Source organism: Rosistilla oblonga (assembly GCF_007751715.1).
In the GTDB taxonomy this organism is placed as follows: Bacteria; Planctomycetota; Planctomycetia; order Pirellulales; family Pirellulaceae; genus Rosistilla; species Rosistilla oblonga.
This window is the reverse complement of sequence record NZ_CP036292.1, coordinates 3,440,157-3,454,374: the sequence shown is the minus strand read 5'-3', so window position 1 is coordinate 3,454,374 and position 14,218 is coordinate 3,440,157. Positions and strand designations below refer to the sequence as shown.

General features: G+C 59.7%; 12 protein-coding genes. 3 read left to right on the top strand and 9 right to left on the bottom strand.

The genetic code is table 11. The annotated features are described in order from the left end of the window. Positions 1-5: 5 nt before the first annotated feature. The 8 genes from CA51_RS12295 to CA51_RS12260 form a co-directional block, all read right to left on the bottom strand. Positions 6-938, bottom strand: coding sequence for a vWA domain-containing protein (locus CA51_RS12295; protein ID WP_145120956.1), 933 nt, complete (start codon positions 936-938; stop codon positions 6-8). Continuing rightward, positions 935-1,972, bottom strand: coding sequence for a vWA domain-containing protein (locus CA51_RS12290; protein WP_145120954.1), 1,038 nt, complete (start codon positions 1,970-1,972; stop codon positions 935-937). The genes CA51_RS12295 and CA51_RS12290 overlap by 4 nt, the downstream gene beginning before the upstream one ends. Continuing rightward, a complete protein-coding gene (locus CA51_RS12285) occupies positions 1,966-2,451 on the bottom strand; it encodes a DUF4381 domain-containing protein (protein WP_145120952.1) in 486 nt (161 codons plus the stop codon). Before CA51_RS12285 ends, CA51_RS12290 begins: the two co-directional genes overlap by 7 nt. A 2-nt stretch (positions 2,452-2,453) precedes the next feature. After that, on the bottom strand, positions 2,454-3,389 hold the full coding sequence (locus tag CA51_RS12280) for a DUF58 domain-containing protein (protein ID WP_145120950.1): 936 nt from the start codon (positions 3,387-3,389) through the stop codon (positions 2,454-2,456). An 8-nt stretch (positions 3,390-3,397) separates the two neighbouring features. After that, a complete protein-coding gene (locus tag CA51_RS12275; protein ID WP_145120948.1) occupies positions 3,398-4,357 on the bottom strand; it encodes an AAA family ATPase in 960 nt (319 codons plus the stop codon). 477 nt (positions 4,358-4,834) lie between these two features. Further along, positions 4,835-5,800, bottom strand: a complete 966-nt coding sequence (locus CA51_RS12270) for a metallophosphoesterase (protein WP_145120946.1) — start codon at positions 5,798-5,800, stop codon at positions 4,835-4,837. Between the two features lie 155 nt (positions 5,801-5,955). Continuing rightward, the gene (gene ligA, locus CA51_RS12265; RefSeq protein WP_197451789.1) at positions 5,956-8,118 is read right to left on the bottom strand and encodes an NAD-dependent DNA ligase LigA; all 2,163 of its coding nucleotides are present in this window, start codon (positions 8,116-8,118) and stop codon (positions 5,956-5,958) included. 48 nt (positions 8,119-8,166) lie between these two features. Then, complete coding sequence (locus CA51_RS12260) at positions 8,167-9,531, bottom strand: Gfo/Idh/MocA family protein (RefSeq protein WP_145120942.1); 1,365 nt, start codon at positions 9,529-9,531, stop codon at positions 8,167-8,169. A 201-nt stretch (positions 9,532-9,732) separates the two neighbouring features. On the opposite strand from CA51_RS12260, the gene hpt reads away from it, so the two are divergent. The 3 genes from hpt to CA51_RS12245 are packed head-to-tail and all read left to right on the top strand — an operon-like array spanning position 9,733 to position 12,592. Continuing rightward, on the top strand, positions 9,733-10,287 hold the full coding sequence (gene hpt, locus CA51_RS12255; protein WP_145094715.1) for a hypoxanthine phosphoribosyltransferase: 555 nt from the start codon (positions 9,733-9,735) through the stop codon (positions 10,285-10,287). Next, complete coding sequence (locus CA51_RS12250; protein ID WP_145120940.1) at positions 10,284-11,489, top strand: glycosyltransferase family 4 protein; 1,206 nt, start codon at positions 10,284-10,286, stop codon at positions 11,487-11,489. The genes hpt and CA51_RS12250 overlap by 4 nt, the downstream gene beginning before the upstream one ends. Next, a complete protein-coding gene (locus tag CA51_RS12245) occupies positions 11,486-12,592 on the top strand; it encodes a glycosyltransferase (protein WP_145120938.1) in 1,107 nt (368 codons plus the stop codon). Before CA51_RS12250 ends, CA51_RS12245 begins: the two co-directional genes overlap by 4 nt. On the opposite strand, the gene dnaB is transcribed toward CA51_RS12245, so the two are convergent. After that, a complete protein-coding gene (gene dnaB, locus CA51_RS12240; RefSeq protein WP_145120936.1) occupies positions 12,586-14,046 on the bottom strand; it encodes a replicative DNA helicase in 1,461 nt (486 codons plus the stop codon). The genes CA51_RS12245 and dnaB overlap by 7 nt on opposite strands. Positions 14,047-14,218 lie beyond the last annotated feature (172 nt).

The following is a 14,218-nucleotide window of genomic DNA, read 5'->3' as shown; positions in this document are numbered from 1 at the left end:
ACGGGCTACTCCTTGGGCTGCGAAGATTTTTGGCGTCGAAACGAGACAGCGACAAACAAAGCCAACAGCGGCGTCAACCAATAACCAGCCTCCTGCCAGCGGTTGCTCTCGCCCGAGACGCCTGCGGCGGCGCGTCGTTGAGCGAAGCTGAGGATCTGTTGGATGTCGTCGTCTTCGATCGAAAGCGATTCGACCGAACCACCGATCGCCGCAGCGACGTCGCGAAGCGATTGCGTCTCCGCCGAATCGGGATCGGTCAATGCAAGGAACTCCGTTGGCGGTGATCCGACGGAACGATGGGCTTGGGCCACTTCCGACGGATCGATATCCGCGGTATCGGCGACGACCAACAGCGAGCCACCCGATCCCTGTTCTCGCAACAAGCCACCCGCAGCGGCGATCGCCAAGTCCAAACGATCGCCGGGAACCGGCATCACATCGGGGCTGATCTCCGCCGCCATCTCACCGATCACGGCGGTGTCTTGCGTCGGCGGAAGGACCAGGTGGGCCGAACCGGAATACGCGAGCAGTCCCAACGGATCTCCTTTGCGCGCCTTCGCCAGATCGTTGATCTTCAGTTGAGCACGCTCCATCCGCGACGGCGAAGGGGGAGACTGCAACATGCTCTCGCTCGCTTTCAAGACGATCATCAATGGCGGAGCGTCTTCGGCGAAGGGATTGGGTTCCAGTTTCCAAGTCGGCCCGGCGATCGCGATCGCGGCGACGATCCAAGCGGCCACCATCGCGTAACGCATGGGATCGCGCTTCGTATCGCGATCGTCAACCAACGCTTCCAATAGGTCGTGATCGATCTGTTGCCGCCAACCGCGCAGCGGATCGATCTGTCGCTGCCAATACCACCAGACCGCGATCGCGATTGGAATCAGCGCCAGGCCAAGTGGGCGGACGAAATGAAAGTTGTGCAAGAGTCCCATCATCCGTCGACCTCCAAACTGCCAGTGATCGGATTGACGTGGATCCTTGTCGTTTGGGCGGCCAGTTCCGGAGGAGTCCGGCGAGAGAGGGCGGCGGCAAATTTGCTGGCCATCGAAAGCAGCAGCGCCACCGCTAGCGGCACGTAGTAAATATCGGTGCGTGGGCGATGGCTGACCGTTTTGACTTTCCGAGTTTCGATTTTGTCCAATTCGTCGTAGATCCCCACCAAGCTCTTCCTATCGGCAGCAAAAAAGTAAGCCCCGCCGGTGGCCGATGCGACGTCGCGGAGCGCTTGTTCGTCCAACACATCCTCGCCGACCGTCGTCGGATCGCCGATCGCGACGGTATGGATGTGGATGTCGCGTTGCGCCGCGACGCGTGCCGCTTCGATCGGCGGAATCTTGCTCTTGGTGTCGTTGCCATCGGTCAGCGCGATGATCGTCTTCGCCTGAGCATCGCTCTCGTCAAACAAACCAACTCCTAAACCGATGGCGTCTCCCAACGCGGTCCGTGGCCCCGCCATGCCGACTTGGCATTCGTCCAACAAACGCCGCGACAACTCCAGGTCGGTCGAAAACGGAGCTTGCAGATAGGCCGCGTCGCCGAAGACGACTAACCCGACGCGATCTCCCTGACGCCGGTCGAGAAACTCTCCCAGCACCTCTTTGACCGCCGCCAGCCGATCGACTTTCTGACCGCTCTTATTCGTAAAGTCTTTTTGGTCCATCGATCCCGACAGATCGACCAACAGCAGAAGATCGCGCGTTGGTAGTTCCTTGGTAATTGGCGGCTCGATCCACTGTGGCCGCGCGGCGGCGGCGAGGACCAGCGTCCAGAGAATCGCTGGCAGAATCCAACGCGTCGGCGCTGCCGCAGCGATCACGGCAACGGGACTGCGGGCCATCGCTTCGGCCAAGCGATTGCCAAACGGAACGCGTACCGATACTTGTTGTGACTGGCGTGGCGGCAGCAACGCGCGCAACAACCACGGCAGGGGAAACAGCAGGAAAACCCAGAGGTAGTCGAAGGTCAGCATCCGTGGCGGTCCTCCGGCAATGGGTTCGTGGCGGCCGGAATCTCATGCGTTTGAATCCAGCCGCTGGCGTATTCCCGTAGCGAATTCAGTTCGTCGGTCGTTTCCGATTTGCGATAGATCGCCGATGCCAATTGCTCGCGGACCTGGGCCGGCATCGGCAGTGGAGCGGCTTCGGATAACCAAGCCGCCCAAAGATCGCCGACGAGATCGGCGATCTCGGCTCGCGGTTGGATCGCCAGCGCGGTTCGACGCAAGATCTCCGAGACCGAGGCCGCCGAATCGGCCGACTGCAGCTCTTGCAGTGCCGCCCGCCGATAGCGATTCGCTTGCCAATGACGCCACGAACGATAAGCGATCGCCAACACGCCTGCGGCGACAAGGATCATCACGGCGTACCAGCCCGGAGCCGGCGGCCACCAAGGGACCTCTGGCGGAACGACGATATCGTGCAAACGGTCTAGGCTAGTTGCGTCGTCCATCGTTACCGTGATTGATTGCCAAAGAGGGACCGGATCTGCGGAGCGACGGGCGAGGCGGTGGAGATCGGCAACACCGGGACTCGCAAGCCGTGAAAGATCTCTTTCCAATGATCCAGCAGCCGTTGAAACGAGGCTTGGAACTCGTCTCGAAAACCGGGGCTGTTCGAAATTTCCCAAACCCGACCGCGATCATGGGCCAGCATTCCTGGAGCCCCGTTGATCGAGATCCCCAGCGGATCGTAGACCGCCACGATTAAGACATCGTTGTGTGCCGCCAACCGGCTGGTCAGCTGTTGCGTCTGGTCGTCGGCACCGTCGAGATCGCTGATCACGACCACCAAATGATCGTGCTTCACAACCTGCAACGCATGTTCCAGAACGGCGTTCAGTTGGATCGGTTGCTCGCCGGCAGCGGTTTCGTTTTGCTTGGCGCTCGGATCCGCCAGCTGCTGATTCAATCGAACGACTTCGTGGAACAATTGCAGCACGCGGTTTTGGCTGCGATGCGGACGCACCTCGGCGATCTCGTGGTCGTTGAAGACCAGACCGCCGACGCGATCGCCACTGTCCAAGGCACGCCAAGATCCCAGCGCCGCGACCTCTGCCGCCGCGACCGACTTCATCGCCCGACGGCTGCCAAAAAACATCGGCGACCGTTGATCGACGACCATCAAAACGGGCCGCTCGCGTTCTTCAGAATAGACGCGGACGTGGGGCGATCGCAGCCGTGCTGTCGCTTTCCAGTCCATCAACCGGATGTCGTCCCCTTGGTGATAGTGACGCAGTTCTTCGAACATCAGCCCGCGCCCGCGCAGCCGCGACGCATGCCGACCGGCCAGCAGCGAACCGACCGGCTGGCGAGGCGTCAGCGAAAAGCCGCGCGCATCGGCTTTGAGCATCATCAAGTCTTCGAGCGTAATCGTCACCCGGGCTTTCATCGGCTGGCTCATACAGGGACGACGTTCTTTAACAGTTCTTCGATCACTTCGACCCGCGTAACACCCGCCGCTTCGGCTTCGTAGGTTAGGTGAATGCGATGCGCCAAGCAGGCGGCGGCGACGGCGCGGATGTTGTCGGGCGAGACGAAATCCTGCCCCTGCAACCAAGCGTGGGCTCGCGCTGCGGCGTCCAACGCCAGCGTCCCCCGCGGGCTCGCCCCCAAGCGAATCCATCGCGCCAGTTGATCGCCGTACTGTTTCGGATTCCGCGTCGCGAGGATCAGGTCGACGATATATTTCTCCGCCGGCTCGGCGACGTGCACCGCATAGACCTCTTTTCTGGCGGCGAAGATCACCTCTTGCGACAGCGGTGCGATCGGCTCGGCCGCTGCCCCCGACTTCTCGCCACGGACCAGACGCAGGATTGCGGTTTCGTTGTCGCCGACCGGGTAATCGACGCGAACGTACAACAGGAAGCGGTCCATCTGAGCTTCGGGCAACGGGTACGTTCCCTCTTGCTCGATCGGGTTTTGCGTCGCCAGGACGAGGAACAACTCGGGCAACGCGTGCGACTTGGCAGCGACCGTCACCTGGCGTTCTTCCATCGCTTCGAGCAGCGCCGATTGGACCTTTGCCGGAGCCCGGTTGATCTCATCGGCGAGGATCAGATTGCCGAAGATCGGCCCGGGTTGGAACTCAAACGATCCATCCTGCTCGCGGTAGATCTCCGATCCGGTGACGTCCGAAGGAAGCAGGTCGGGAGTGAATTGGACGCGGCCGAAATCGCTTTCGACAAGCTTCGACAACGTCTTGACAGACCGCGTTTTTGCCGTCCCGGGAAAACCTTCCATCAAAACATGCCCGTCGGCCAACAGCGCAATCAGGATCCGCTCCACCACCTCTTGCTGGCCGATCACCGCCGCATTCATGGCGGCGGAAATTTTCAGTATTGCCTCGCGCGGCTCCATCACTCACTCCATCCTTTTCCAGAGAATTCACCGCCAGCGCCCCGAAGAGACGTACTTCATTGGAGCGGCGTGTTGCGCCTCGACTTTTGGGGATTCGAGGTTGTCAGTTTAACGCCCCACCGTTCACTACGCTTCGTTTAACCGCGGTGGCAACGCCCCGCGCGTTTACGACATGCGTTTGTCGCGGTGGACGCGCGGCCTGCTGGGCACGCGGTTAAACGCAATACCGTTCAACGAAGCGTGTAGTGGACGAGGTTACGAGTCCTTTTGCATCAGACCAAATCGCTGGGACTCGTAACCTCGTCCGCGACATCCCGCCGCTAATTCTTTCGACGGTCCGAGGCTCCTTCGCTGAACCGTATTGAGTTTAACGTCCCACCGCTCGGTGGCTACAACGACAGAACAATTTATCGATATGGATCCGCAACCGGTGCCGAGTCGCACCCAATTTTGCAGCAACAACGACGTGCGTCAGACCTATCGCGCGTCGGATGTCGTCTCGATTTCGATCTTCTCTGGGACGTCGTCCATCCCCCAGTATCGATGTTCGATTCCCGTCTCATGCACCGTCACGATGCGAAAGCCCGACAGATCTTTCCCCAGCGGACGGCCGACGGGACCGGTGGTGATCATTTCCATCGATCCGGCGGTGCCGTAAGCGTTGCGGTGGTAGTGTCCGGCGAAGACCGCGCGGACATCTGCCTGCTTCAGTTGGGCCAGCAAAGGCGTTCGCCGCTGCAGCGGAATGTTGAAGTATTGATCGGGCTCATCCTCTTCCGCCAGAAACAGCGGGTGATGCTGAAACATCAGGATGTGTTTCGCCTTTGCCGCGTTTGCTTCTTGCAGTTGTTGTTGGAGCCACGTTTGCTGAGCGGCCAAGACCTCGGGAGCGTCTTTGGGATCTTTGAGGACGCTGGAGTTGAGGACGATGTTGCAGACGCCGCCGACCCAAAACGAAAAATAGTCGTCGCCGAAGTTTTCCTTGTAATGGGCGATCGACTGGGCAGTAGGTCGGTTGCCGACGTCGTGATTCCCACACACACAGACCAACGGGATCTCCGCATCGACTTCGGAAAAGTCGCGATGGTACTGGGCAACCTGTTCTCGATAACGCGGATGCTCTGGCGTCGCATTTGTGAGATCGCCACAGACGATCACAAACCGCGGCCGCAGGCGGTTGATATGCTCGACAGCCCGGCGCACCAGATCAACTTCTTGATCGAAGCCCTTGTTGCCGCTGAAGAAGCCGTACTGCGTATCGGCCATTTGCATAAAGAAGAACGGACGCTGCCACGTTTGTTCCTCCTCGCGATCGAAGGCTTTAAACGTTCGATCGGCCGCCTGTTGGAAGCGGGCATTGGTTTTGTCGGCAGGCTCTTCCGCAGTGCAGAAACCACTCGTGGCGATACAGACCAGGACCGAGAGTCTTAAAAAATATTGCATCGTGTTGGCGACCCTCGATGGCCGGGATGGGGTTGCGTGGACAGGAAACTTGCGGCAGTTAGGCGGCTTCGTCGCGGCCATCATCTACAGCCGAACAAATTAGTGTAGCGTTTCGAGTCCAAGCAGAAGAACTCTAACGCGTGAAAAGTTTTTGCCTATGCATCGGTTTCCGCGCCAGCCTGGATCATCTTCTGCAGCTGGTCGGTATCGATGATTGGGATCCCAAGCTTCTCCGCTTTTTCGCTCTTCGATCCGCTGGCGGTTCCGGCGACCAGGTAGTGAGTCTTCTTAGAGACGCTGCCGGAACACTTGCCGCCGAGTTCTTCGACGCGCTGTTCCCAGTGACGCTTCCCCTCGGGAAAGCCGCCGCTGAAGCAGAAGTTCTTGCCGGTCAGCAGCCCCGTTTTCGGCGACTGAGGTTCGACGTAATTCAGCAGGTCGTCGATCGCTGCGGCGTTGGTCGACAAGTAGCTGGAGACCGTCTCGGCTGTCTTTTCGCCGACGTCGCCAACTTCGATAAGTTGCTGGACCGTGGCGGCGCGGATCGCATCGAAGCTGCTGAAGTGATCTTCGAGCGCTTTGCCAGCCGACTTGCCCGCCGCTTCGATGCCAAACGCCGCAAACAGCTGCCACAACGGAACCTGTTTCTTCGATTGCCGAGCCGTCGCGATCGCGATCCCCAGCTCGTCGTTTTTCATCTTGTCGGGAGCAGGGATCATGTGGACCGCCGCCAGTGCCAACAGCGACTGACGTTCCGTCAGCCCACATTCCATCGCGTCTTCCAATTCCAAGCGATAGAAATCGGCGTGCGTCGCGACCTTGCCCCCTTCGACCATCGTCCGCACGCGGCTCTCCCCTAAGCCGACGACGCCAAAGGTGCTCAGATAATGACACAGCCCGTGGACGTTTTGCGCCGAGCAATCGGGGTTGGGGCAGACCAGTTCCAGCATCTCTTCGGTTCCCCCTTGCTGCAGCTGGGTCTTCGCTTTGCAAGCCGGACACTGTTCGGGAAACTGCGGCTCCCCTTGCCCCGCGATCACGCCGGTCACTTTGGGGATGATCTTCCCCGCTTTGCGAACGGCGATCGTCGACCCGATCGTGATCTGATTGCGGAGCATAAATCCGGCGTTGTGCAGTGTCGCACGGGTCACGTTGGTGCCGGCCAAACGGACCGGATCGAAGATCGCCACGGCGACGATCTTGCCGGTCCGACCGGTCTGCCACTGGATGTCGCGGATCACCGGCGTCGCTTCCTCCTCGCGAAACTTCCAGGCGATCTTCCCTTTCGGATTGCCAGTCCGCGGATCGCCGTGGCGTCCCAGTTGTTCCTGATCCTCGAGATTGTTGACTCCGATCACGACGCCGTCGACTTCGAAATCGAGAGTTGGCACGGCATCTTCCATCGCCTGCAGGTTCTCGAAGCGAAACGGTTGGGGCTCGATATAGTTGATCCCCAACGTTTCCTGACACCATCGAGCCCGCTCGATCTCGGTCTTATAAGGTGGATGGTCGAGCGCTTCGATCGTGTAAGCGATGAAGCTGATCCGCATCCGCGCGGTTTTTTCGGGGTTCTTGAATTGGCGAATCCCACCGGCGGTGTGGTTCCGCGGATTCGCTCGCAACTTCTCCCCTTCGTCGGCCAACTCGGACTGCACCTTTTCGAAGTCGGAGAGCTTGCAGATCAGTTCGCCCCGGATCGAGCAACTGATCTTCTTGGGAAGCCTATCCGGAACGCCGGCAACATAACGCACCTGCGCCGTGACATCTTCGCCGTTGATCCCGTCGCGCGGTCGCAGCCCGGCGCGGACCAGTTTTCCCTGTTCGTAATAAAGAGCGATCGCCACGCCATCGAGCTTGTAAGCCGCGTAGAACCGATCGGGACTGTAGACGACTGGCTGGCCGTCGTAGCTCATCCCGTCGACGGTGATCAGATCGTCGGGCAACGTGTCGGCAAACAGTTCGCCGGCGGGAGCTTCCGCGACGGCTGCGTCGTCGGCGCCGCGGAGCCATTTGAACAGCATCTGCTGCTGCACGGCAAGATCTTCGTGGCTCGCCTTTTCGATCGACGTCAGCGGCGGATCGTGGACGACCTTCGCAACCGCACTCTCCAACTGCGACGCGGTCGCTGTCTCGAAAAGCGTCGACTGAGGATTCAGCGTCTGCAGTTCGCGACGCAGCGCATCGTATTCGCCATCGCTGACCAACACGCCGGTGTCGGGATGCGTACACGCGATCCCTTGTTCGTACTGCGTGTCCAGATGGGCGATGATCCGTTCCAGCGTTTGCACGCGATCGGATTGCTTTGTCGCTTTCGCCACAGCGGTGTTCCTCGTCCTTGAAGCCTTAGGGAATGTCGTTCTGATCGATCAGACGACGATGGTTTTACCCGGCACCGCGACGGGATACGAGCCGTCGTCGGCAGGCAGGACCGGCGGAACATCGTCCCACGATCGCAAGGAATCGAAATCGGCCAAGGCGATGTCGCTGTGAATCGCATCGTCCCAGCGGACAACTTTACCGCCGTAGGTGGCCATTCGCCCCATGATCGCGGTCATCGTGCTGTGCGCACCATAATCGGCTTCGTTCGGCGATTCGCCGCGTCGCAGCGCGGCGAACAGATCGTGATGCTGTTGCTGCCAGCCCTTCCCCTGTTCGACCGCCGCATCGCTCTTCCAGATCAGATTGTCTTGGTGATCGTAGATTTCGGCTTTGTTGACAATCGCATAACCGCGGGTGCCGTGAACGTATTCGCCGACGCTGTTCCAACAGCCTTTCATGTGCCGGCATTGGCTGATCAGTTTCGCCCCACCGTCGTAGGTGTATTCGACAAAGTGGTGGTCGAAGATCTGACCGGTATCCTCGCCGGTCCGAACTTGGCGGCCTCCTTGGCCTTGAGCTTCCACGGGGAAACCGTCCATCACCCAGTTGATCACGTCGAGATTATGGACGTGCTGTTCGGTGATGTGATCGCCGCAGAGCCAGTTGAAGTAGTACCAGTTGCGACACTGGTACTGCAGTTCGGTATCGTTTTGCTGCCGCGGCCGGACCCAAATTCCCGATCCGTTCCAGTAGGCGCGGGACATGATCACGTCGCCGATCATGCCGCCGTGCAGTTGAGCGACGCACTGGCGATAGCGGGCTTCGTGGTGGCGTTGTAGGCCGACGCTGACCGCCAGACCGTTATGTTTTGCAATTGCGTTGGCCGCCAGCACGCGTCGCACGCCCGGAGCATCGGTGGCGACCGGCTTCTCCATGAAGACATGTTTGCCGGCGTCAACAGCCGCTTCGAAATGCAAGGGCCGGAAACCGGGAGGGGTCGCCAGGATCACGACGTCGACATCGGCTTGCAGCACTTTTTGATAGGCGTCGAAGCCGACGAACCGCGTGTCACGGGTGACATCGACGCGGTCGGGATGCTTGCTCTTGATCGTCCGAAACGCTGTCTGCATGCGGTCTTCGAACAGATCTCCCATCGCCGTCAAACGAACTTCGCCATCGACGGTGCTCAATGCCTGAGTCACCGCGCCGGTTCCCCGTCCGCCACATCCGATCAACCCGACGCGGATCGTGTCGCTGCCGAAGCTGTGGGCCGCGCGAGCCACGCTCAGCCCGCCCGCAACCGCACCGCCAGCCAGTAACAGGCTGGAGCTTTGCATGAACTTCCGTCGCGATGAATCCGAACGCGTGGCGTCGGTGGAGACTGTTTTCTTTGTGCGATCGGGTTTCGACATCGGCGTTATCGATTACCAGCTGGAGAGAGGCGAGCGGAGTCTTGGGAGGGCTTCATGCCCGAGTCAATCTTAGCGGCCAGCCATCGTTTTTTCAATCAACTGGTTCAACCGTGGGGCAACATGTTAAGATGTCGGCGTGTTCCCTGGCCGGCTCGGATTCCGCCTGACATCACCGCTTTTTCGCACCCTCGACTGTTAAATATGAAGACATTGCTTGACGAACAACAGTTGGAGCGCGGTGTCAGCGAATTGGCTCAACGGATCAACGATCACTACGGCTCGCGGCCGCTGACGGTTGTCGCGGTGATGACGGGCAGTTTGATTCTGCTAGCCGATCTGATTCGCCGGTTGAACATGCCCATCCGGGTGGGTGTTGTTCAGGCCAGCAGTTACCGCGGCGGCACCCGCAGCGGCGAACTGTTGGTCAACGCGGCGATGTTGATCAACATCCGCGACCGCGAGGTGCTGTTGATCGACGACATCTTCGACACCGGCCGGACGCTGGAACGATTATTGGAAGACATGCGACAGATGGGTGCCCAGGACGTCAAAAGTGCGGTGCTGCTGCAGAAGAATCGCCAGCACGACGTGCAGGTCCGCCCCGATTTTGTCGCCTTTGAAATCCCCGACGAATTTGTCGTCGGTTACGGATTGGATTACGAGGACATGTATCGCAACCTGCCTTATCTGGGCGTGTTGGAACAAGCCGATCTCGACCGCCACCACGCGTTGCACGGACCGGCCATCGATCGATGAAACGATTCCAAGTGCTGATCGTCACTCGACGCTACTGGCCGCATTGCGATGATGCCAGCAGTCGCTTGACCGCGCTTGTCAGCGGCCTTCGCCGCCAAGGATGTTACCCAACCGTCTTAACGCCACGCTACCAAGCGACTTGGCCGGCGGAATTCCAACATCGCGAGATACCGGTGCTGCGTCCGCTGGCTGCACCGCGAGGCGAATGGTCGATGGCTCGTTATGTGCGGAACTTGGGGAAGTGGTTGCGAGAGCAATTGCCGCGGTTCGATCTCGTCTACTGCGACATGATGCGGGAAGAGGCGGCTGCGGTCGTCGAGACCGCCCGACAAGTCGGCGTGCCAAGCGTCGTCCGATGTGGCACGATGATGGGAACGCGCGATATCGTCTGGCAAGCGTCTCTGCGTGCGCGGCGGAACACCTTTGTCCGCAGCTTTGCCGCCGACGCCGTGATCGCTCCCCGCGCGTCGTGCCAGCAAGCGTTATTGGTCGCCGGCGCTAAAGCGGCAACGATCGTGCGGATCGCCGACGGCATTGGCGATCCGATCCGTCGCACTCCCGAATCGTGTAAAGCAGCGCGTCTGACGCTCGGCAATATGAATCACGACCTGATGGTGCCGGTCGATGGCAAAGTCATTCTGTGCATGAATCGGCTGTCGCCCGAAGGAGGCGTTTTGACCTTGGCGTCGGCCCTTTGGCCGCTGTTGGAGGCTCAGCCCGACCTGCGGTTGTGGATGATCGGCGACGGACCGTGGCGTCAGAAAATTTTTAACGACTTAAAACATAACGGCGTCGGCCGAGCGGCGTTTCTGCCGGGCAACTTTGATCATGTGGAAGAACTAATGCAAGCTGCGGATATGTTTGTGCTGCCATCGGCGGCTAGCGGAGCGGAGTCGTTTTGGCCGGCGGCGATCGCCGCGGCGCTCCCCACCGCGGTGGTCGATTGCGCCGACACGCGCGCCTTTGCGATGGCAGCGTTTTCTGAACTACACAGCTTTCCGGCCGATTCGACCGACAAGATGCGGGAAGCGGTCCAAAACGTCTTGGACGATCTACCGATGGCGGCCGCGGGAGCCCAGCGGATGCGCAGCCAGTTGTCGGCGGCGGCGTCGTTCTCCGATACGATCCGCCGACATGTCCAGTTATTTGAACGCTTGGCGGGCAATTCATCCGCCAAAAATGTGAGTGGAGCAACGGGATGACCCAACGGATTTGCCATATCATCCCGACCTTGGTTCGCGGCGGTGCCGAGAAACAACTGGCTCTTCTGGCCAGCGGTTTGCCGCGTGACCGCTTCGACGTGCACGTCGTCGTGTTAACTCACGACGGTCCGTTGCGAGCGACCTTGGAAGCGGCGGGAATCGAAGTCACTGTGGTCGGCAAGCGATTCAAAGCCGATCCGTCGGCCTACTTTCGCTTGAAGCGAACGCTCAAAAAACTCTCCCCTGATCTCGTCCACACCTGGCTGTTCGCGGCGAACTCCTACGGACGCGCGGCCGCTCGCAGTCTGGGCGTCCGGCGGATCGTTGCCGGTGAACGCTGCGTCGATCAATGGAAGACCACGCGTCATTTTGTGATCGACCGCGCGTTGGCGAAACGGACCGACGCGATCGTCACCAACAGCAGTGGAGTCCGCGATTTTTATGCGGCTCACGGAATCGATCCCGATCTATTTCGAGTGATCCCCAACGGGATTCCGCCTCGCACAGCGAGCACGATCACGCGGGAAGAGGCTTGCCGGCGACTGGGCATCGATCCCAGCCGCCGCCTGATCGTTGCCGTCGGCCGACTGTGGCCTCAGAAACGACTTCGCGATCTGATCTGGGCAGCTCAGCTGATGGAATCGGCTCGCAACGATTCGACCTTTGTCATCATCGGCGATGGGCCTCAGATGGGCGAACTGCAGCGGTTCCGCGATTCGGTTACGACAGGCCAAGCTGTTACGTTTGCGGGGGCACGCGACGACGTCGCCGAACTGCTTCCGCACTTCGATCTGTTCTGGATCGGCAGCGGTTACGAAGGGCAGAGCAACGCCTTGATCGAAGCGATGCAGGCCGGACTGCCGGTCGTGGCGTCGGACATTCCAGGCAATCGCGATCTGATCGAAAACGGCGTCACGGGGATGCTCGCTCCGGTCGGCGAATCGGCCGAGTTTGCCAAAAACGCCTACCAGTTATTGTTCACCGACACCGAGCGTGCGGCCCGACTGGGTCAGGCCGGGCAGGAACGAATCGCTAGCGACTTCACCGTCGCCCAGATGATCGACCGGCACGTCAATCTGTACAGCGAACTGCTGGATCAATAATCGGTCGGTCCGCTGAACTCGGCGTACTGGTCGAATTCGCTGTGCCGTTCGGGAGCCTTGTTGTGGAAGCGAGTGAACGCTCCTTCCCAGGTCAGTTCGACATCGCCGACAGGTCCGTTACGCTGCTTGGCGATGATGATTTCCGCCTGGCCCGCGTATTGTTCCTTGTCTTCGCCGCGATGGTAATACTCTTCGCGATGCACAAACATCACGATATCCGCATCCTGCTCGATCGCCCCCGATTCCCGCAGATGGCTCAGCTTTGGCCGGTGATCTTTGCCCTCTTCCGACTGCCGGTTCAACTGGGACAGGCACAACACGGGGACTTCCAATTCACGAGCCATACCTTTCAGACGCCGCGCGATTTTCGCAACCTGCTCCTGCCGCGGATCGCGCGAGTTGTCGGGCTCGATCAACTGCAGGTAATCGATCACGATCAATCCCAACGCGCCGTCGCGACGTTTAATACGCCGCCCCGCCGCGGCGATTTCGCTGACCGTTCGGCTAGGCGAATCGTCGACGAATAGTGGCGCGGAGTGGATCTCGTTCGCCTTCTCCACCAAGCGTTCGCGCTCCTCGCTGCTGATCGTACCGTTTCGCAGCTTGTGACCGCTGACGCGGGAGATCGAACACAACATACGATCCGCCAACTCGATCCCCGACATTTCCAAGCTCAGGAACAACACGGGGTAGCGGAGCTGCATCGAAACGTTTTCGGCGATGTTCATCGCAAACGCGGTCTTACCCATCGAAGGCCGAGCCGCCAGAATCGCCAATTCACCGTTGTGCAAGCCACCGGTCATCGCATCGAAATCGGTGTACAGCGTATCGCAACCGCCATCGGTGTGCTCGCCTCGCAGACGGGCGTCGATGCGATCCATCGCCTGGTGCAGAATATCGCTGATGCTGTTGACCGAATTGGATTGTTTGCCGTCCATGATGGCAAACACCTTCTGTTCCGCACTGGCGACCAATTCGCGAGCTTCCTGCGTCTGATCGTAGGCGTCGCGCAGAATGTCGGTGCTCGATTCGATCAGCTTGCGGTAGATCGCTTTTTCGTTGACGATCTTGGCGTAATAGACCGCGTGAGCCGCATTGGCGACCGACGTACTCAGCCGTCCAAGATAGGCCGGCCCGCCCATCAGATCGTATTGCTTCGCCTTCTTCAATCGACTGACCAACAGCGTCACGTCGATCTTCTCACCCATGTCGTGCATCTCTTGCAGCTGGGTGAACAGGATCCGATTGGCATCGTCGTAGAAATCGTCGGGACGCAGCAGCGTCGCCAGGTCATCCAAGCATTCCGGCAGCAGGAGAATACTGCCCAGCACGCCCATCTCGGCTTCCAAGTCAAATGGTGGCTGGCGTTGCAGAATTTCGCTAGCTGTCGACTTGGGCTTCTTCTTGTCGCGGCGTGAACCTTTGAATTTGTCGTCGTTGCCTTCTGCAATCACAGCTGCCTGCCTCCTGAGCGAGTCGATTCCGTTGAGTCTAATTATGCTGTCGTGTCGGGCGTCGATTGACAAGCCCGACGGCCCTCGGATTCCCCGGCGGCCGTCGACTGCGACGATTCCGGCCGACAAATATCAGGGTAAAAACTAATTTCCAATATTCGGTCCGCTGCAA